Genomic DNA, 20,313 nt, shown 5'->3' with positions numbered 1-20,313 from the left:
GGAATAGGGGTGTCCAACCATTGAACAGAACAACGAAAAAGGCGCCCGAAATCGGGCGCCTTTTTGTTGGCTCAGTTCACTTGACCCGTTTGCCGGCCAGCCATACGCCGGTGATGTGCTCCGGATCGGCCAGCACCCCGATATCGGCCAGCGGGTCGGCGTCCAGGGTGAGCACGTCGGCGTCGTAGCCGGGGCGCAGCTGTCCGGACCGCGGCGCCTGCGGCCCGAGCGTCTCCGGGCCGGTGGCGGTGGCCGCCTCGATCGCGGCGAGCGGCGGGCAGCCCACCGAAGCGAGCAGGGACAGCTCACGCCCGTTGCGGCCCCACGAGGAGGGCAGGTCCGCGCCGCTCATCCCGATGTCGGTGCCGGCGGCGATGGTGACGCCCTGCTCGTAGGCCAGCGCGATCGCCTCGATGTGCCGGTCGGCCACCGCCTCCAGCTTCGCCGCGGCGTAGGGCGGGAGCAGCTTGCTGTCCAGCAACTCGGCCATCACGGTGCGGGTCGGCACCAGGATCGCGCCGGTCTCCCGCATCGCCGCGGCCACCTCCTCGTCCAGGTAGGTGCCGTGCTCGATCGTGCGCACCCCGGCCTCGAGCGCGGCCATCATGCCGGGCTTGCCGTGGCAGTGCGCCGCCACCACCCGCTCGGCCATGCCGGCCACCTCGACGATCGCCCGCAGCTCGGCGTCGGTGAGCTGCTGGTGGATCGGGTGGTCCACCTCGGAGAGCACGCCGCCCGAGGCGAACACCTTGATCACCTTGGCGTTGCGCCGGAGCTGCTCGCGGGTCGCCTTCGCGAACTCCGCCGGACCGTCGGCCAGCCGGAGCTCACCGCCCATGTGCGCGAAGTCGGTCACCCAGGGCACCGGGTAGCAGTGCAGGTCGCCGTGCCCGCCGGTGGCGGACAGCGCGCTGCCGGCCGAGTACACCGCGGGCCCCTCCACCGTGCCCTCCTCGATGGCCCGGACGAGGTGGATGCCCAGCCCGCCCATCTCGCGCACCGAGGTGACCCCGGCGTTGAGGGCGGCCCGCAGGTCGGGTACGCACCGGGCGGCCCGCAGCGCGACCGGCTCCTGCGGCAGCAGGGCGAAGTCGGCCGACCGCAGGCCCATCAGGTGGGCGTGGCAGTCCCACAGGCCGGGCAGCACCGTGTGCGCCCGGATCACCACCGTGCCGTTGGTGGCGGCCGGCGCACCGGCCGCCGGACCGGCGTAGCCGATCACGTCGTCGAGAATCACCACGCCGTTCTGGATGGGCTCGCCCCGGCCGGGGATCAGCTGAGCGGCCTCGATGCGCTGCGTCACCATGGCGCGAGCCAACCCGAGCGGACCGGAATTCGCCACTGTGCAACGGAAAACAGCGTTGCGAGGGTGCCGGCCGCGGTCCGGCTGGCGGCCAGCGCGGTCTTCGCCGCACCGCCGGACCCGCCGGTGAAGGTCAGCACCGCGGCACCCGCCCCGGTGGCCCGCAGCATCAGGCCGGGCCGGTCGTGATAACAGTCGAACGAGGCCACTGTCCGCAGTGGACGGTCGGTAGCGGCCGGCAGGCCGAGCCGGTACCTGGCCGTTTCGGCCACCTGCCGGACCAGCCGCGGATCCGGCCGGACGCCGGCCGGGTCGACGCCCCACCGGTCGCTCGGCAGGCCGAGCAGCAGGCCGTCGGCGGCCGGGCGGCCGTACAGGCCGGTGCCGTCGTCGACGAACGCGCCGAGCCCAGGCGAGCGGCCCGGGTAGACCGTGTACTGGATCTGCTTGGTGGTCAGTCCTTCCGCGGGCAGGCCGCTGGCCGCGAGCAGGCCGGGGGTCCAGGCGCCCGCCGCGATCACCACCGTGTCGTAGCCGGCGCTGGTGCCGTCGGCCAGGACCAGTGCCGGGTCCGGCAGCACCGCGCGCACCGGCATCGCCCGGATGGTCAGGCCGGCGGCGGCCAACCGGTCCAGCACCGCGTCCCGCAACCGGGCCGGCGACAGGTAACCGGCCCGCCGCTCGGCGACCGCGGTGGTGCCGGCCGGCAGGTCCCGGAACGGGTACCGGGCGGCCAGCTCGGCGCCGGCCAGCACGGTGGCCGACCCGGGCAGCAGCTCGTCGAGCACCGGGACCGAACCGGCCGGGTCGACACCGGGCGGCAGCAGGTACACCGATCCGATCTCTTGATAGGCCGCGGCCGCCCGCAGCGCCGGATCGGCCCGCAGCTCGGCCAGGCTGGCCGCGGCCACCCGGCAGGCGTCCGGGGCGCACTCGAAACCGCGGACCAGACCGCCGGACGCCCCGGTCGCGTCGGCCCCGCGCGGCGTCGCGGTGTACAGGTGGACGGCGATCCGCGGCGCCGCCTGGCGCAGCCGCCAGGCGAGCAGTGCGCCGGCCACGCCGGCTCCGACGACTCCGATCCGCATCGGACACCTCTCTTTCGGTGACGTGGATTTGGTCCTGTGCCGGGTGTTCAACTGCGCGACCGGCGCAGTTGAACACCCACAGCGACCGGACACATTGGCCCGGTGGAAGATCACCAACTATTGACCGGATGAGTGAAGGTGGCTGGTCCGCGCATTCCCGGCACGATCCAGATTTCGGATGCCGCCCGGCCGACCAACGGACCCGACCTATTACCCCGTTTAGAGCAGGAGCACAACACGACCCGCCAAAAACCGATCATGGCACCTAGACCAGCGTGGATACAGGACTTACTCTCTCATCGGGGCAGGTCGGGAGAATGCCCTTTGTGAAAGGACGAATACGGATCGTGAACCGTGGGCGCGGTCCGGGCTAATCGATATTGGGCGACCGTCACGTGGATCGGGAGGCACGTTTGTTAGAACGGCGTAAATGTCCGTGACGGCCGACACAATCGAGACTGACGCAACGACCTATTTGGAACAGGGTCGGCTGTTCACCATGACCAACTGACGGGGGAGCCGATCGAATTGATAGGGCGAACAGAAGAGCCGGTCAGACCGGCAGGACCTCGGACCAACGGGCAGCTGACCCGGACGATACCGCTGGACGCGCTGCGACCGGCGGACTCGCCGCGCCTGGTCGGCGAGGACGACGAGCACATCCGGGTCCTCGCCGAACCGGACCGGGCCCTGCCACCGATCCTGGTGCACCGGGCCAGCATGCGGGTCATCGACGGGATGCACCGGCTGGGCGCCGCCCGGCTGCGCGGCCAGCAGACCATCGAGGTGATCTTCTTCGACGGCAGCGAGGATGACGCCTTCGTGCTGGCGGTCCAGGCCAACGTCGCACACGGTCTGCCACTCTCCTACGCCGACCGCGAGGCCGCGGTGGCCCGGATCATCAGCTCGCATCCGGACTGGTCCGACCGCGCCATCGCGGCCACCACCGGGCTTGCGGCTCGGACCGTGGCCGCCGTGCGCGGCCGGATCGTCGGGTTACCGCAGGAAACCGCCCGGGTCGGGCGGGACGGCCGGGTCCGGCCGCTGGACAGCACCAGCGGGCGCCGGGTCGCCGGCCGGCTGATCGCCGACTTTCCGGAGGCCTCCCTGCGGGAGATCGCCCGGACCGCCGGGATCTCCCCGGCTACCGTGCGCGACGTGCGCGAGCGCCTGCAGCGCGGCGAGGATCCGGTGCCGTTGCGCCGGCCCCGCAACGGGCGCACGGCGCGCCCACCGGTCAGTGAACCGGTCGAGCCGGACCGTGACGAGGCCGAGCGGCTCGCCGCCGACCAGCGCGACGCCATTCTGCGCAGCCTGGAACGGGACCCGTCGCTGCGGTTCGCCGAGTCCGGTCACATGGTGCTGCGCTGGCTGTCCCGAAGGGTCATCGCCGAGGAGGAATGGCGCGAGTTGGTCGCCGCGGTGCCGGCGCACAGCGCGTACATCCTGGCCGGGCTGGCCCGCCGTTGCGCCGCCGAGTGGATCGAGTTCGGGAAGCAGCTCGAACGGCGGTTGAGTACCGAATTATAGGCGCTCTTCGTGCGCCGCCGGTGTGCAACTGCGGCCCGATGTTCAGTTGCACACCGGCTCATTCTCAAGCTGTTGTCGAGTCGCGAGGCGTACGGCAGGATTCGCTCGGACAACGGTGGATAAAAGGACCGGCAATGCACCGGTCACGCGCCGTTAGCATCCCTTCCTTCGGTCGCGTCAATATCGAAAGCGACGGAGAGGCCCCAATCGAACCGGATCAGCCGGCATGGAGAGAGGACTGAGAATGGTTGGCCAGCTCGCCGAATACGCGCCGGCGCCGGATCGGCTTGCCGCCCGGCCGGTCACCCCGGCCGAGGTGGCCGCGGTGGCCCGGCTCGCCGCGACGGCCGACGAGTTCAACCTGACCGGACTCACCTTCGACGAGGGCGCCACCACCGCGATGACCGGCGACCCCGGCCACCTGGTCGCCGCGTTCGGCCTGGACGGCGGGGAAACCGTTGGTGCCGCGTGGATCGAACGGCGCGGCCGGGTGTGGTGGGTGCTCAACCTGGTACTCGGCCGGTCCGCGTTCGGCCACGGTGTCGAGTTCGCCATCGCGGACTGGATCGTGCGCCGGGCCCGGGACGCCGGCGCGGTCGCACTGGCCGGCCGCTACGTGCCGACCCTGAGCAATGCCGCGGCCGCGGGCTTCTGGGAGCGGGCCGGCTTCACACCGTCCGGAGAGGACGGCGTCTTCACATGGAACATCTAGGAAAGCGAGAGAACACGGTGCGCTACCAAGAAGTGGAGCTGCTGGCGATCGGCGCCGGGCCGTCCAGCCTGGCCCTTGCCGTCGCCGTCGAGGAACTGGCCCGGACCGAACTAGCCGGGGACACGCTGATCGTCGAACAGCAGGACGACGTGGTCTGGCAGCGGGGCATGCTGATGCCGTGGACGCAGAGCCAGGTGTCCTTCCTCAAGGACCTGGTGACACTGCGCAACCCGCGCAGCGCGTTCACCTTCGTCAACTACCTGCACTCCGTCGGCCGGCTGGACCAGTTCATCAATCTGGGCAGCTTCACGCCGTACCGGATGGAGATCTCCGGCTACCTGGGCTGGGTGGCCAGATCCCTGCCGAACGTGCGGATCGAATACGGCCGCAGGTGCGTTTCGGTGCGCCCGTTCGGCACAGCGGACGGGGCCGGCGAGTGGATCGTGCAGCTGGCCGACGGCGGCATCGTGGTGTGCCGGCACCTGGTCATCGCGGCCGGCCGGGACGCCTACATTCCGGAGATCTTCGCCGGTATCCCGCGTGAGCTGATGATCCACAGCACCGAGTTCGCCGCCCGGATCGGTGAGATCGATCCGGACCGGACGCGCCGGATCGCGGTGATCGGCGGGGCGCAGAGCGCGGCCGAGATGCTGTGGACCGCGCACCAGGCGTTCCCGCAGGCGCGCTGCACGATGGTGATGCGCTCGATCGGCCTGAACGCCTACGAGACCAGCCGGTTCACCAACGAGCTGTTCTATCCGTCCTTTGTGGACGAGTTCCACTCCGCCCGGCCGGAGGCGCGTGAGCAGCTGCTGCGCGAGATGCACCGGACCAACTACGCCGGTCTGACCCCGGACATGCTCGACACGCTCTACCGGGCCATGTACGTGGAACGGCTCACCGGCGCCGAGCGGATCGAGATGATCCCGATGGTCGACGTGACCGCGGCCGAGCTGGACGGCCGGGAGGTCGTGCTCACCCTGGCCGACCGCAAGTCCGGCCGGCGCAGCCAGCTGCGCAGCGACGTGCTGCTGCTCGGCACCGGCTTCGCCAAGAAGATGCCCTGGATCGTGCGGGACATGGCGGACTCCGTCGGAATCGACCAGATCACCGTGAACCGCAGCTACCGGATGGACCTGCCGCCATCGTTCACCGGGACCTGCCACCTGCAGGGGGTCAACGAGGCCACGCACGGCATCGCCGACTCGCTGCTCAGCGTGCTGTCCGCGCGGGCCGAGGAGATCGTCACCGACCTGCTCGCCCACCGCCGCGCGCCCGCCCCGTTCACCGGCGTCCGGGCCACCCGCCCGCTGGCCGGAACCACCCAGGGAGCACCGCGATGACCGACACCGGACCGTCCATGGGAATCCGCCGGTTCGACCGGACCAATCTGCTGCCGGACAACGGGTTGGCCGCACAGCGGCTGATGCCCTGGCCGGAGCTGAACGCGCCGTTCGAGGGCTCCTGGTGCGTGGTGCCGCCCGGGGCGTCCTCGGGCGCGCACGGCCACCACGAGTACGAGATCTGGGTGGCCCTCACCGGATCCGCCGAGGTGATCTGTGCCGGGCGCCGGACCCCGTTCGTGGCCGGCGACATCGTGCACTTCCCGCCGCACCTTGAGCACCAGGTGGTCAACGACGGCCAGGAGGAGTTCCAGATGTACGCGGTGTGGTGGGACGCCGACATGGCCGAGGAGTTCGCCAGCCGGCACCAGGCGGGTATCCGATGAGCCGGACCATCGTGGTCGCGGCCACCCCGACCTCCAACGGCGACCTGCACGTGGGACACATGGCCGGCCCGTACCTGTCCGCCGACATCTACGCCAGGTACCTGCGCGCCGCGGGCCGGCAGGTGATCTACACGACCTGCACCGACGACAGCCAGAGCTACGTGGTGTCCACCGCGCACCGGCAGGGCACCACGCCGGCCCGGCTGTGCGCCCGGTCCACCGAGGCGATCCAGCGCTCGTTGCGCGCCATGGGCCTGTCCATGGCCGGCCTGCCGCCGGTCGGCGAGCAATACCGGCGGGCGGTGCTGGACTTCGTCACCGCGCTGCACCGGGCCGGCCGGTTCCGGCTGACCACCGTGCGGCTGCCGGTGGCCAGCCGGTCCGGCGCGTTTCTGTACGACGGGCTGGTCTCCGGTACCTGCCCGGTGTGTCTGGCGCCGAGCTGCGGCGGCGGGTGCGAGGGCTGCGGCCACCCGAACAACTTCGACCAGTTGCTCGACGCGCGGTCCACGGTGGACCCGAGCGACCCGGTCGAGTACCGGGAAACCGCTGTCCTGGTGCTGCCGCTCGAGGAGTACCGGGACCGGCTGACCGCCTACTACGCCAGCCGGCAGGGTCGCTGGCGGCCGCATGCCATGCAACTGGTCCAGGAGCTACTGGCCAAGCCGCTGCCCGAGGTGCCGGTGACGGTTCCGGGCGACTGGGGCATCCCGGCGCCGTTCCCGGAAACGCCCGGCCAGGTGATCTACCCGTGGATCGAGGCGATGCCCGCGGTCATGTACAGCACCTGGTGGTCCGCCGCCCAGCTCGCCGAGCCGGCCGCGCGGTACGACGAGCACTGGCGCGCCGAGCACGGTGCGGAGTTGGTGTACTTCCACGGTTTCGACAACACCTACCACTGGGGACTGATGGACCTGGTGCTGCTGATGGCGCATGGCGACCGGTACATCACCCCGACCCTCAATGTCTGCAACGAGTTCTACGACCTGGCCGGGGAGAAGTTCTCCACCAGCCGTAACCATCTGATCTGGACCGCCGACCTGCTCGCCGAGGTGCCGCGCGATCTGGTCCGGTTCCACCTCGCGCTCACCGCGCCCGAGCAGGCCCGCACCAACTTCACCAGGGATGCCTTGCACGACAACGTTTCCCGCAAGCTGGTCGGGCCGTGGAACGGGCTGGCCGGCGCGCTCGCGCGAGCCGTCGCCGGCGCCGGCGACCCGGTGCCGACCACCGCGGCCGGGCGGGCCCGGTGCGCGGCGATGCTGACCCGGTTCCGCTCCTGCTACGAGCTGCCCGGCTACAGCGCCAGCCGGGCCGCCGAAACCGTGCTGGTCCAGTTGGACCGGTTGCGCGGCCTTGCCGACGACCCCCGGACCGCGCCCGGGGACCTGCTGCTCGAGGTGCGCACCGTGCTGGCCGGCGCCGCGCCGATCCTGATCGACACCGCCGACCGGGCCGGCGCGGCCGGGGTCGAGCTCAGCCTGTCCGCCGGCCCGTCCGACTTCGTCCCCGCCTTCGATCTTCCCCGGCTGCCCGGCGCCGGCCCCGCGTCCCAGGAGACCGATCATGAAGCTGCTGACCATCGAGACCCGGCAGTACCTGAACTACTACCAATCCCGCTATCGGCAGGTGCAGGCGTTCGGGGTCGACCTCTACGTGATGAACGGTGAGGGGACCGCGGACTTCTGGCCGGCCGACCGGTACCGGCTGGTCGGCTCGAAGAAGATCGACGAGATGATCGCCTGTGCCAAGGAATGGCACGCCACCGAGCAGTTCGACGGGGTGATCACGTTTTCCGAGGCGGCGGTCATCGCGGTCGCCGCGGTGGCCGAGGCGCTCGGCCTGCCCGGCATCGGCGTGCCGGCGGCCCGCAACAGCCGCAACAAACTGCTGATGCGCCAGGCCTATGAGCGCGCCGGCGTGCCGATCCCGGCCTACCGGTTCGTCACCGCGCTGCCCGACGCGCTGGCCGCGGCGGCCGAGTTCGGCTACCCGGTCATTCTCAAACCGACCCTGGGTGCCGGCAGCCACTTCGTCTACCGCGTGGACGACCCCGAGGAGTTGGCGCTGCGCTTCGAGCAGGCCATCACCGGAATCCAGAACATGTTCTGGGTCACCGCCGAGGCGGACGGCGTCGACCTCGGGCCGCTCGGCCTGCTGGTCGAGTCGTTCCTGGACGGCCGGGAGTACCTGATGGAGGCGCTGGCCTGGGACGATGAGGTGTATCTGGGCTCGGTGGTCGACCGGATCACCGCGGAGGGCCAGAACTTCGACGACGACGTGCACCACGCGCCGACCACGCTGCCGGTCGAGGAACTGGCCAGGGTGCACCGGGTGGTCAAGGCCGCCGCGCACGCCCAGGGACTGCGGCGCAGCGTCATGCACGCCGAGGTGCGCTACCACAACGGCGAGCCGCATCTGCTGGAGATCGCCGCCCGGGTCGGCGGCGGCGGGCTGGACCTGATCGCCCGGATCACCGCGGACTACGACCCGATCCGCGGGGTGGTCGACGTCGGCCGCGGGGTCATGCCGCCGGTGCGGCACTACTGGCCGACCGGAACGCACATCACCGCGATGTGCCTGATCTGCGCCGGCGGCGTGGTCCGCGAGATCGAGGTGCCGGCCGAGGTGAGCGAGTCCGAGCGGGTGTTCCTGCTGAAGATCACCGCCCGGCCGGGCGACGTGATCCTCCGCCCGCCCAACGGAAACACCATCTTCGGTTTCCTCGGCACCACCGGAACATCCCAGGCGGACGCGTTCGGCGCGATGACCGACCTGGCCGCCAAGATCAAAGTCACGCTGGAGGACTAGCCTTGCGACTCGCCCGGACCCGGCGGTTTCTGATGTGCCCGCCGACGCATTTCGACGTCACCTACGCCATCAACCCCTGGATGGAGCCGGACAAGCCAACGGACGCACCGCTTGCCGTGGTGCAGTGGGAACGGCTGCGCAGCCAGCTCATCGCGCTCGGCCATCGGGTCGACCTGGTGCTGCCGGTGCCCGGCCTGCCGGACATGGTGTTCGCCGCCAACGCGGCCACCGTGGTCGGCGGCCGGGTGCTCGCCGCCAGGTACCGCTACCCGCAGCGCTCCGGTGAGGAACCGGTCTACCGGAACTGGTTCGCCGAGCACGGTTACCCGGTCCGCGCGGCCCGGTTCGTCAACGAGGGCGAGGGCGACTTCCTGGTCACCGGCGAACGGATCCTGGCCGGCACCGGGTTTCGCACCGAGCGCAGGGCGCATGACGAAGCGCAGGAGCACCTCGGCCTGCCGGTGGTCGGGCTGACCCTGGTCGATCCGTACTTCTACCACCTGGACACCGCGCTCGCGGTGCTCGACCACGAGACGATCATGTACTACCCCGGCGCGTTCTCCAAGCGCAGCCAGGCGATCCTGCGAGAGCTGTACCCGTCGGCGATCCGGGCCGGCCGGGCCGACGCCGAGGTGTTCGGTCTCAACGCGGTCTCCGACGGCCGCAACGTGCTGCTGCCGACCCAGGCTACCCGTCTGGTCGAGGCGTTGCGCCGGGCCGGCTTCAACCCGATCGGCGTGGACCTGACCGAGCTGCTCAAAGCCGGTGGTGGAGCCAAATGCTGCACGCTCGAGCTGAGGGAGAGAAAATGATCAACTACAACGGCCGCAGGTTCGGCCCCGCTGACGCACCCGAGGAGAGCGGCCGGGTCGCGTTGTACCGGCAGGAGGGCGACCTGCTCTGGGGCGAGTTCACCGGTGGCCTGGCCCGGCGCGGATCGCTGGCCGGAACCTGCGGGCCGGACGGCCGGCTGGACTTCGCCTACTGCATGGTGCTCGAGTCCGGCGAGGTGATCTCCGGGCACTGCACCAGCATGCCGCGGATCCTCGACGACGGCCGCATCCAACTCGACGAGGTGTGGCAGCGCTACGGGCCGCACCAGGCCGTCGGCGTCTCCCGGCTGCACGAGATCCGGTGAGCGACGATGACCAGGACCGCACCCGTCCCGACCGCGCGCACCGGCCGGCCTCGCCGCGGCGGCACCGTCACCTGGGCCTGCGCGCCCGGGTTCCCGCCCGCGGTGATCTTCCCGTTCACCCCGGCCGAGCGCATGGGCACCCGCAACATCCTGGAGTTCCAGGCGCTCATGTACCGCCCGCTGTACTACTTCGGCAGTGACGGCACTCCAGAGGTGGACTATGCCAACAGCATCGGCGAGCCGCCCGAGTGGAGCGCGGACGGGCTGACCGTCACGGTGCGGGTCAAGCCGTGGAAGTGGTCCAACGGCGAGACGCTGTGTGCCGACAACGTGCTGTTCTGGGTGAACCTGATGAAGGTCAAGGGCGCCCGGTACGGCGAATACGTTCCCGGGTACTTTCCGGACAATCTGACCTCATACGGAAAACTCGCCGAGGACACCTGCTACTTCACCTTCGACAAGGTGTACTCCAAGCGATGGGTGCTGATGAACCAGCTCAGCACCATCACGCCGCTGCCGAAGTCCTGGGACCGCACGGCCACCGGACCGGCCAATGCCTCCGGCGATCTGGCCGATGTCGAGGCGGTTTACGAGTTCCTGATGGCCGAGCAGGGCGACATCGTGGCCGAGGGCAACGAGCACCGAACCCGGTGGCCAGACAGCCCGATATGGAGTACTGTCAGCGGACCATGGGGGCTGGAAAGTTACACGCTGGATGGCGTGGTCACTTTCGTACCGAACGAACATTACTCCGGGCCGAACAAGCCGCAGCTGGACGTTTTCCGGCAGATACCCATGTCCTCCGACGAGGAGGAGTACGAGCTGCTGCGCTCGGACCCGGCCGCGGTTCAGGTCGGCTACCTGCCGCTGAGCTTCGCCACCGCGGGCGAGGCAAACCCGCTGGCCGACAACTACACGCTCGTGCCCCAGGTCGCATACTGCATCCGGTACACCAGCCTCAACTTCAACAATCCCACCGTGGTCGGCAAGCTGTTCGCCCAGACCTACATCCGGCAGGCCCTTCAGTCCACTTTGGACCAGGATCGGGCGGTCCAGGACATCTACCAGGGCTTCGCGTACCGGCAGAACGGTCCGGTGCCGATGCTCCCGGCCACCGACCTGGTCTCCCCCGCCCAGCGCGACCGGGCCTGGCCGCTGCCGTTCGACATAGCGCATGCCAGGAAGCTGCTCGACGAGCACGGCTGGGACACCAGTGTCACACCGGCCGTCTGCGTCGACCCGGACAAGGCCGGCCCGGGAATTCCCGCCGGCACCCGACTCAGCTTTCTGCTGCGCTACGTCGAAGGCAGGCCAGCTCTGACCCGCCTGATGACCCGGTACCGAGACGACGCCGCCGCCGCCGGAATCGAGCTGCGGCTGGAGGAGGTCTACGGCTCCATTCTGGTCGCCGAGGACGCACCCTGTTATCCGTGCGAGGAAACCCCTTGTCTGTGGGAGATGTGCTGCTGGAACGGCGGTTGGGTCTACCACTATCCGACCGGCGAGATCCTGTTCAAGACCGACGCCGGCGGCAATTTCGGCCATTACCACGACCCCGCGGCCGACGCCCTGATCGAACGCACCGTCACCACCGACAGCGTCGACGTCCTCTACGAGTACCAGGACTTCATCGCCGAACAGGTGCCGGTGATCTTCAATCCCAATTTCCCGATCCGGCTGTTCGAGGTCGCGAACAATCTGCGCGGCTTCGAGCCGGTCAATCCTTTCGGGATGATCAACCCGGAGAACTGGTACTACGTCGACTGATCATGTGGAGGCTGCGCCCATGAGTCACCCGGTTGCTCTCGCGCCGGTCGCGCCGATCGGGGCGCACGCGATCCTGGTGTTCCTGCTGCAGCTCGGGTTGCTGCTCGGCCTTGCTCTGCTGCTCGGCCGGCTGGCCATGCGGCTGAAGATGCCGGCCGTGGTCGGCGAGCTGGCCGCGGGCGTCATCGTCGGGCCGAGCCTGCTCGCCCACCTGGCGCCCGGGCTGTCCGCCTGGCTGCTGCCGGCGGACACCTCCCAGCAGCACCTGCTGGACGCGGTCGGGCAACTCGGCGTGCTGCTCCTGGTCGGCATCACCGGGATGCACATCGACCTGAAGCTGGTGCGGCGCAAGGGAACCACCGCCGCGCGGGTCAGCGCGGGCGGGCTGCTCATCCCGCTCGCCTTCGGCATCGGCCTCGGTCTGATGCTGCCCGCGTTCCTGCTCACCCCCGGCACCGACCGAGCCGTGTTCGCCGGGTTCCTCGGCGTGGCCATGTGTGTCAGCGCGATCCCGGTGATCGCCAAGACGCTGCTGGAGATGCGGCTGCTGCATCGCAACGTCGGGCAGCTGATCATCAGCGCGGCCACGGTGGACGACGTGATCGGCTGGCTGCTGCTGTCCATCGTGTCGGCGCTGGCCACGGTCGGGTTGACCACCGGTTCGGTGCTGCTGTCCGTGGGTGGCCTGGCTCTGATCGTGCTGATCACCCTGACCGTGGCCCGGCCGGTGGTACGCACGACGATGCGGCTGGCCGGGCGGTCGGCGGAGTCCGGCGTGACCATCGCGGCGGCGGTCACGCTGCTGCTGCTCGCCGCCGCCGGCACCCACGCGCTGGGCATGGAGCCGGTGCTCGGCACGCTGCTGTGCGGGATCCTGATCGGCGCGTCCGGCCACTTCGACCCGAAGCGCATCGCTCCGCTGCGCACCCTGGTGATCTCCGTGCTCGCCCCGATCTACTTCGCCACCGCGGGGCTGCGCATGGACCTCACCCTGCTGCGGGATCCCGCGGTGCTCGGCACCGCCGTCGCCGTCCTGGCCGTGGCGATCCTCGGCAAGTTCGCCGGCGCCTACCTCGGGGCCAGGGCCAGCCGGATGTCCCACTGGGAGGGCATTGCCCTCGGCGCCGGACTCAACGCCCGCGGGGTGATCGAGGTGATCGTGGCCATGGTGGGGTTGCGGCTCGGCGTGTTGAGCACCGCCACCTACACGATCATCGTTCTGGTGGCGATCGTGACCTCCCTGATGGCGCCGCCCATGTTGCGCTACGCGACCCGCCGGCTGGACGTCACCGAGGAGGAGAAGCTGCGAGAGAAGGTGTTCGATGGATAGGCCGCTGCTGCTGTTGATCGCCACCGGAATGCGGGTCTACCGCGAGTACCTGCTCCGGTCGATCAGCTCCCGGTTCCGCATCCACCTGTTCCACACCGCCGAACCATCATGGGAACGGGACTACCTGACCGGCTGGACCGTCGTCCCCAGCACCATCGACGGCCCCGCCATGGCCGCCGAAGCCGTTCGCCTCAACCGGGTCGCGCCGATCGCCGGCGTCCTGTGCTGGGACGAGGGCCGCATCCACGCCACCTCCGCCGTCGCCGAGGCTCTCGGCCTGCGCAACGGCGACCCCGCCGTGATCTGGCGGCTGCGCGACAAGGCCCAGACCCGCGCCGCCCTGGACCAGGCCGGCATCCCCCAACCCCGCTCCGTCCCGGTCCGCACCCTGCCCGAGGCCCTGGCCGCCGCCGACCGCGTCGGCTACCCCGCCATCCTCAAACCCCGCGGCCTCGGCGCCAGCCTCGGCGTGGTCCGCGTCGACACCCCCACCCAGTTGCGCACCATGTTCCCGTTCACCCGCGACACCAAGCCCCCCGACCCGGTCGTCTACGCCACCGACCACCCCGTCCTGGTCGAACAGTGCGTCACCGGCGAGGAAATCAGCGTCGACTCCGTCGTCCAGGACGGCAAGGTCATCCCCCTGTTCCTCGCCCGCAAGGTCGTCGGCTATCCCCCCTACGCCGAAGAGATCGGCCACTACGTCGACGCCGCCGACCCCCTCCTGCACGACCGTGCCCTCACCGACCCCCTCCAACACACCCACGAAGTCCTCGGCTTCCGCGACGGCTGGACCCACACCGAATACATGCTCACCCCCACCGGCCCCCAACTGATCGAGGTCAACGGCCGCCTCGGCGGCGACATGATCCCCTACCTCGGCCACCTCGCCACCGGGTTGAACCCCGGCCTGCTAGCCGCCTCCGCCGCCTGCGGCCTCGCTCTCCCCACCGAACCCACCACCACCGGTGTCGCCGCCATCCGCTTCTTCTACGTCACCCACGACGACTCCACCATCCGCACCATCCACTTCACCCCCTCCGCCCTCCCCCCCGAGATCGACCGCGCCATCACCGTCGCCCAACCCGGCGCCGTCGTCTCCCCACCTCCGAAGGGAACGGTCTGGGGCCGCATCGCCTACGCCACCGCCCTGGCCCCCACCGCCACCGCCTGCACCGCTGCCCTGGACGCCGCCGAAGCCGCCCTCCACGTCACCCTCGCCCCCCGTCCAACTTAATGATCATGTCCCGAGCCTCCTCCCGACACACCAAACTCCACCGCGCAAGATCACAAGCCGCCCGCCGCCGCACATGCCACGCCACCCCCTCATCCCCCATCAACTCCCGCGCAACCACCGACGCCGGCTCCCGCTGATCCGACCGCAACTTCGCCAACCCCTCGGCCGCCCGCAACCGAACCACCGCCCCGACCGACCGGTCGTCCGCCATCGCCCCCAACAACGGCGTCGCCTCCTCCGGATTCAACCTGCCGATCGCGGACAGCGCCGCGACCCGCTGCAACGGCTCGGCCATACTCCCGATCTCGTGCAGGACATCGATCACCTCGGGCCGACGGGCCGGACAGATCTCGCCCAACTGCCGAGCTGACCGGATCCGGATGGTCGCCGGCAATGTGGCAGTCCGCATCATTCCGGTCAGCACATCGATCGCCCGCCGCCGGCCCGGCCTCCCCAGCTTGGCCAGCGTCTCCAACGCCCGCAACCGCAACGCGGGCCGGCTTTCCCCATCCTCCGCGACCTGACCCGACATCCGGGCCGCCACGGCCCGGTCTCCGGCCGCAAACGCGACCAGCTTCGCCGCCGCGTCCAACCGGACCGGCATCGGCAGCAGGGCATCATTACGGAGAGCTCGCAGCGGTCCCGGCCCATCGACATGCCGGAGCAGGTATCTGGCGGATACCCGGCACCTACCCGCGAGCGTCGGGTCCGCGCCAACCTCGCGCAGGAAGTCCACAGCGACCCTGTTCGTCCGGTACTCGATGACCATCAGGGTCTCGGCGGCCAGCCGGCGATACCGCGCCGGCAACGAATCGTCGACCACCAAGGCTTCCGTCCGGCTCAACGCGTCACGCCGGGCCGGGCTGTCCAACCAGGCCAGTTCGGTCAGAGCCGTGAACCGGATCGGAGCGTCGGTCTCGGCAATCTTGATCAGGATCGCGACCGCTTCGGGCAGCAACCGGAAACTCAGTTCCGCCAGGGCGACCGCGGCAGAGATCCGTTCCCGGGGACCGAACTCCGGCGCAATGAGCACGTCCCGGATCGCCCGCTCGGTCTCGACGCGCAGCGGGGGCGACTCCCTGTAGCCCTGAGCGGCCGGCATGCGGTTGCCGATGCCGGCTTGATGATCGGCAAGCTGGACCCGTTGCGCGTCCAAGCGCATGCGGCCGCGAAGGAGATCGATGGCCTGCCTCCGATCGGACGGATCCAGCGCTGGATCTCGGATCAGCGCGCGGACGGCATGCAGCCCCTCGTCGGCCCCGGTCGCCTTGAGCGTGTCGACGCACTGGATCAACGCAAGCTGGTCGCCGCTCGTCCCGTACGGATCAGCCAGCCACCCTCGAACGCGGGCAACCGCGTCCGACCACCGCCCGCGATCCAGGCGAACAAGTCGTGCGGCGGCATCGCACCGCACCGGAACCGGCTGTTCGTCGTCCGCGAGCAGATGCTCCAGCAACGCAACCGCGGCCGCCGCCGCCTCCGGGTCCAACTCGACCAGGCTCATCATGATCTCGCTGCGCGTATGCTCGTCGAGATGCTCGTCACGGATCTGGCCACGGAGTTCGGCGACTGCGTCCCCGATCAGGTCCGGCTTGAGCTGCGGTAGCAGTTCGGCGGCACGCTGTCGGAGTTCGCGCTCGGCATCGAGACTCGCGAGTACGGACCGGACCATGGGGGTGGCATCATGACCCAACTTGGCCAGCGTCCAGCCCGCGCGACGCATGGTCCAGAAGATGTTGACAGGTTCGACGCACCGGAGCGTTGCCGCCACGACGGCCACTCGGCGGTCCGGGCGGAGTCCGGTTAGCGCGCAGGCGGCGTCGAACCTCGGCCCGGGCGTCGCGGTATCGTCGGTCAGCACCGCTTCCAAGACGGCGATCGCCTCCGCAGCGTGATCATCAGAAAGTGCGCTGATCACACTGGCCAGCTCGACCGTCCGCCGTGGACCCGCGTGGGGGTGGGAAAAATGTCTCAGCAACGCGGCGGCCAGCTTTGTGCGGGCCTCGATGCCCATACCGGAGAATGCGTCCCAGGCGTAGTTCGGCGGCAGATCGACAACATCGTGACGCAATAGGTCCAGCAGGCCGGCTGTGGCCTGGCGGTCGTACTCTCCCCCAAGGCCGGCGAGTGCGTTGCCGGCGGCGATGCGATGCTGGTCGGGCCGGGCCGGGTCGGTGAGCACCGAAATGAGAAAGGCGCCCGCCATCTTCCGGCGTTCCGGCCCCCGTTGGACGAGATCGGCCGCCGCCTGGGTCAGCACGGTGCTGTCCACAGTCACGGATCGGAGGATGCGGGCCAAGACCCGCGTCACATTGTCGTGGTGCTGCGTGCCTGCGTTGGACAGTCTGTAGCAGGCCGTAAAGATCCGGGGTTGCTCCGGTGCAGCCCGGTTGACCACCTGGAGCAAGAAATCCTCGATCTCGCGGTGGAATTCCGGGCCCAATCGGTTCAGCTCGGCTGCCGCCTGAATCCTGGCACCAGGTTCCAGTCCATGGTTTCGAACCTGCTCCAGGAGCCGATCGACGGCATGGTTGCGATGAGTCTGGCCCAGGGTGGCGACTTTCCCGAGCGTCCAATTCCGGACCCACCCGTCATTCAGAGGATCGTCGGCCACCTGTAGCAGGGCCTGTGCACAGTCCGCTTGGTATTCCGGTCCCAGTTCGACGAGGCCGTGGGTGATGTCAGAGTCCCAATCGGCCCGGATGCGGGCCGTCTCATACATCGCCATCAAATGGACAGCAGCGTCCGCGTGATGCGCGGAACCCAGCCGAGCCAGGGTGGAGGCATAGCGGGTCCGCTCGTCCAGGTCGGCCGACGGCTCGGCCAACATCTCGTGTACCAGATCAACCGCGGCAATCCCGAACTGCGACCCCAACTCGCGCAAGGTTTCCGCGGCCTCGGTCCGCCGGAAGTAGCGCTGGGTGCGGTCCCGGGCGATGGCTGTCAGCGCATCAGCAGCCTCTTGCGCGTGGCGCGGCCCCAGTGCCGCGAGACCCAGTGCCGCATTCCGTTTCACGGTGCCGGCGCCCCTCGCATGCAGGACGGACCGGAGAACCTTGGTGCACCGGTTGTGGAACTCCAGGCCGATCTCGGCCAGTGCGATCGCGGCCTCGACCAGCTGGCTCCACGGGGTCCACGGATCGTCCAACGTGGTGAGCAGGCTTTCCACCGCTTCGGCTCGTGCGTCGGCGCCGAGCCTGGCGAGCACGACTGAGGCACTTCGCCGCCGCATGGCCGGTGTCGCCGGATCGGCCAACAGCAGCCGGAGCCCGCGACGTGCTTCCTCGCGGCGGGATACCCCACACTCCGCGAGGCCTTCGGCGGCGTCCAGTCGGTCTGAGACGGCGAGCGTGGCGTCATTGACCACAATCTGAAGGAGGTCCGTGGCGCGACCGTCGTCCTGCCGGGTGGCTAAGGCGATCGCCGCCTTGATCCGAGACTGCCAAGGCGCTCTCTCGTCGTTGCTCAACTCGGCGAGCCAGGAGACGAGTCCGGGGTGGTGGGTGGCCCGGGTGACGTTGGCCAGGATCTCCCCGCTCGGATAGGTGGTCGTAAGAGCCCAGCTCTGCGCCGTGGCAAGGAATTCGTCGAAGACTTCGGTGCTGGCAGGTGCGCGTTTGGCGAGCAGGCGGGCCGCGAGAACGTGGTCCCGGGGAATGCCGGCGTGCAGGGAACGAATCAGGCGGTCGGCTTGGTCGGGGTGCAGACGGGTGTAGTGCAGGAGGACGGCGCGAGGGAACCGGCCGGCGTCCTTGTCGCGGGCGGTGTGCAGGAGGTGGGTGAACGTGGCGTGGTCCGCGGAGAACTCCGGGGGGAGGTCGCGGGCCGTGGAGGTGGCGGCGAGGTGTTCGGCGAAGCTGTGGTGGAGGAAGCGGAGTTGGTCGGCGCGCATCGTGAGGGGTCCGGCTGAGCTCAGCAAGGAGACCAGCTCGTCGCGCCAGTTCGGTGGGCGGTGTTCGGGTGGGATTCGGTTGGCGTACCAGTCGAAGGCGGTGATCAGGAGTGAAGCGTCGGAGGAGAGGCGGATGCGGCCGAGGTGCTCCAGCAGGGCGGTGCGCAGCGGGTCGAACGGGCCTCCGGCGGGCCGGCTGGCGCGGAGGTAGTCCAGGTAGGTCTCGTAGAGCTGGTACTGGTTGTCCGGCAGGGGACGGTCGCGGTACTCGGTGAAGATGATCGCCGCGATGGTGGCCAGGAGCGGGACGCGGACCAGGTCGTCGAGGTGGGCTCGGCGGATCTGGTGCAGGAATTGGTCCGCGGTGCCGGGTTCGTCGGCGGCGAACCAGCTTCCGGCGAACGTTCGCAGTGCGGCTTCGTCGAAGGGTTGCAGCTCGTACCGGGCGGCGCCGGCGCGGTGCAGTGGCGCCAGGGCTTCGCCCGGGACGGGACGGGTGGTCAGCACGACGCGGTAGGCGGACGCGGCCGGGTCGGAGGCCCGGGTCGCCAGCACGGTGACGAGGCGGTCGCGATCGGCGGTGTTGGCGACCTCGTCCAGGCCGTCGACCAGCAGCAGCCATCTGCGGCCGGCCACCCGCTCGGCGAACACGGCCGCGTCGACCGAGGTGCGGAGCAGTGAGCCGTACTCGTTGTGCACGCACTGCGCGAGTGCCTGGGCGAACGGGAAAGCGAGGCAGGCGGCCAGGCCCGGCGCGGTCAACCGAAGCGGGACAACGGGTTCGGCCAGCGGAGCGTCGCCCTCGTCCGGCCGGCTTTCCCAGGCGGCGGCGATGTCGGCGGCCTGGCGCAAGGAAAGTGTCGACTTGCCCTGGCCCGGTCCGCCGGTGATCAGCAGGTGGTCGTCGGCGTCCAGCACGGACCGGACGGTGCGGGCCGGTGGCCGGACCGCGAGCCGGACCGTGGGTGGCTCCGGCAGGCTCGCCGGTACCTTGCCGTCCCGGGACGGCTCGGTGCGTGGTTGTTCCGGCTGCGCGGTCTCGACACCGGTGCCGAGCTCCTGGCGGACGTAGACGGTGGCCAGCGACGGCTTCCGGGCGCCCGGTAACCGGTAGGGCAGTTCGCTGCCCGCCTGAACCTGCGCCCGCAGCAGGTCCGCCACCGGTCCGGGTAGCTCGTCGATGGCTCCCCACGTGGCCGGTGCGACCGCACCCCGGCCGGTCACCGGCGACGGGCCGGTCGGGTGCCGCAGGATCACGCCGAGCAGCTCCCTTGCGGCCGCGACGGTCAGCTCGCCCACCGCGTAGCGGCTGCCGGAGTTGGGTTGCAGGAACAGCGGGATCTCGTCGGGCCCGTGGCCGGCGAGCAGTACCGGGAGGACTTTCGGCAGCCAGACGGCGCGATCGCCGTAGATCAGGTCACGGAGCAGTGCGGCCTCGGACTGGACACCCTTGTGTGCCTCCGTCCAGGCCGAACCGTCGCCGACCTCCCGGTACCGCTTCGAGGCGATCACCAGCACGAAGTCGGCCTCGGTCAACTGCTCGATGGCCCACACGTACCAGTCCCGCCGCGCGCCGGTGAACCAGGTATCCAGGATCACCTCGATCCCCTGATCATGCAGGAACGAGGCGAACCGGCGGACGTGTTCCTTGTGCTCCTCGCCGTCGTGGGCGTACGAGATGAAAACCCGAGGTGGCGGATCCGGCGACATCGACGAATGGCCTCTCAACGGCGCACGCGTTGACCATGACCCTTCGACAGTATTCCGGCCTTCTCG

Annotated in this window: 15 protein-coding genes and 1 pseudogene; 12 read left to right on the top strand and 4 right to left on the bottom strand. The window is 69.9% G+C overall.

The features are described from left to right. Nucleotides 1-76: 76 nt before the first annotated feature. Nucleotides 77-1,306, bottom strand: coding sequence for an amidohydrolase family protein (locus VFV67_RS11740; RefSeq protein ID WP_326469547.1), 1,230 nt, complete (start codon nucleotides 1,304-1,306; stop codon nucleotides 77-79). Continuing rightward, entirely contained in the window at nucleotides 1,300-2,391 is a 1,092-nt protein-coding gene (locus VFV67_RS11735) for an FAD-dependent oxidoreductase (protein ID WP_326469546.1), read from the bottom strand. Before VFV67_RS11735 ends, VFV67_RS11740 begins: the two co-directional genes overlap by 7 nt. A 528-nt stretch (nucleotides 2,392-2,919) precedes the next feature. Here VFV67_RS11735 and VFV67_RS11730 point away from each other — a divergent pair. The 11 genes from VFV67_RS11730 (at nucleotide 2,920) to VFV67_RS11680 (ending at nucleotide 14,645) form a co-directional block, all read left to right on the top strand. Continuing rightward, the gene (locus VFV67_RS11730; RefSeq protein ID WP_326469545.1) at nucleotides 2,920-3,921 is read left to right on the top strand and encodes a ParB/RepB/Spo0J family partition protein; all 1,002 of its coding nucleotides are present in this window, start codon (nucleotides 2,920-2,922) and stop codon (nucleotides 3,919-3,921) included. 244 nt (nucleotides 3,922-4,165) lie between these two features. Next, a complete protein-coding gene (locus tag VFV67_RS11725; RefSeq protein ID WP_326469543.1) occupies nucleotides 4,166-4,633 on the top strand; it encodes a GNAT family N-acetyltransferase in 468 nt (155 codons plus the stop codon). Next, nucleotides 4,621-5,976: a lysine N(6)-hydroxylase/L-ornithine N(5)-oxygenase family protein gene (locus VFV67_RS11720; protein WP_326469542.1), complete on the top strand. Its 1,356-nt coding sequence runs from the start codon at nucleotides 4,621-4,623 to the stop codon at nucleotides 5,974-5,976. Before VFV67_RS11725 ends, VFV67_RS11720 begins: the two co-directional genes overlap by 13 nt. Then, nucleotides 5,973-6,362 (top strand): cupin domain-containing protein, encoded by a 390-nt coding sequence (locus VFV67_RS11715; RefSeq protein WP_326469541.1) that lies wholly within the window; start codon nucleotides 5,973-5,975, stop codon nucleotides 6,360-6,362. Before VFV67_RS11720 ends, VFV67_RS11715 begins: the two co-directional genes overlap by 4 nt. Then, nucleotides 6,359-8,032 carry a class I tRNA ligase family protein gene (locus VFV67_RS11710; protein WP_326469540.1) on the top strand — a complete coding sequence of 558 codons (1,674 nt, stop codon included), beginning with the start codon at nucleotides 6,359-6,361 and terminating at the stop codon, nucleotides 8,030-8,032. Before VFV67_RS11715 ends, VFV67_RS11710 begins: the two co-directional genes overlap by 4 nt. Further along, nucleotides 7,929-9,173, top strand: coding sequence for an ATP-grasp domain-containing protein (locus tag VFV67_RS11705; protein ID WP_326469539.1), 1,245 nt, complete (start codon nucleotides 7,929-7,931; stop codon nucleotides 9,171-9,173). Before VFV67_RS11710 ends, VFV67_RS11705 begins: the two co-directional genes overlap by 104 nt. A 32-nt stretch (nucleotides 9,174-9,205) precedes the next feature. After that, nucleotides 9,206-9,985: a dimethylargininase gene (gene ddaH, locus VFV67_RS11700; RefSeq protein WP_326469619.1), complete on the top strand. Its 780-nt coding sequence runs from the start codon at nucleotides 9,206-9,208 to the stop codon at nucleotides 9,983-9,985. Continuing rightward, on the top strand, nucleotides 9,982-10,311 hold the full coding sequence (locus tag VFV67_RS11695) for a hypothetical protein (RefSeq protein WP_326469537.1): 330 nt from the start codon (nucleotides 9,982-9,984) through the stop codon (nucleotides 10,309-10,311). Before ddaH ends, VFV67_RS11695 begins: the two co-directional genes overlap by 4 nt. Nucleotides 10,312-10,317: 6 nt before the next feature. Continuing rightward, complete coding sequence (locus VFV67_RS11690; protein WP_326469536.1) at nucleotides 10,318-12,078, top strand: ABC transporter substrate-binding protein; 1,761 nt, start codon at nucleotides 10,318-10,320, stop codon at nucleotides 12,076-12,078. A 19-nt stretch (nucleotides 12,079-12,097) separates the two neighbouring features. Continuing rightward, on the top strand, nucleotides 12,098-13,408 hold the full coding sequence (locus VFV67_RS11685; protein WP_326469535.1) for a cation:proton antiporter: 1,311 nt from the start codon (nucleotides 12,098-12,100) through the stop codon (nucleotides 13,406-13,408). Further along, nucleotides 13,401-14,645: an ATP-grasp domain-containing protein gene (locus VFV67_RS11680; RefSeq protein WP_326469534.1), complete on the top strand. Its 1,245-nt coding sequence runs from the start codon at nucleotides 13,401-13,403 to the stop codon at nucleotides 14,643-14,645. Before VFV67_RS11685 ends, VFV67_RS11680 begins: the two co-directional genes overlap by 8 nt. On the opposite strand, the gene VFV67_RS11675 is transcribed toward VFV67_RS11680, so the two are convergent. Continuing rightward, the gene (locus tag VFV67_RS11675) at nucleotides 14,620-19,698 is read right to left on the bottom strand and encodes an NACHT domain-containing protein (protein ID WP_326469533.1); all 5,079 of its coding nucleotides are present in this window, start codon (nucleotides 19,696-19,698) and stop codon (nucleotides 14,620-14,622) included. The genes VFV67_RS11680 and VFV67_RS11675 overlap by 26 nt on opposite strands. Before the next feature lie 19 nt (nucleotides 19,699-19,717). On the opposite strand from VFV67_RS11675, the gene VFV67_RS11670 reads away from it, so the two are divergent. Beyond that, nucleotides 19,718-19,843, top strand: coding sequence for a hypothetical protein (locus VFV67_RS11670; protein ID WP_326469532.1), 126 nt, complete (start codon nucleotides 19,718-19,720; stop codon nucleotides 19,841-19,843). Between the two features lie 140 nt (nucleotides 19,844-19,983). Here VFV67_RS11670 and VFV67_RS36765 read toward each other — a convergent pair. Beyond that, a pseudogene (locus tag VFV67_RS36765) lies at nucleotides 19,984-20,247 on the bottom strand (SEFIR domain-containing protein); the annotation flags it as partial. Between the last annotated feature and the right edge of the window lie 66 nt (nucleotides 20,248-20,313).

The sequence above is a fragment of the Actinophytocola sp. genome (assembly GCF_035762905.1).
Taxonomy (GTDB): domain Bacteria; phylum Actinomycetota; class Actinomycetes; order Mycobacteriales; family Pseudonocardiaceae; genus DASYTH01.
Note: the sequence above shows the minus strand (reverse complement) of the source record. Positions and strands in the feature narration are given on the sequence as shown.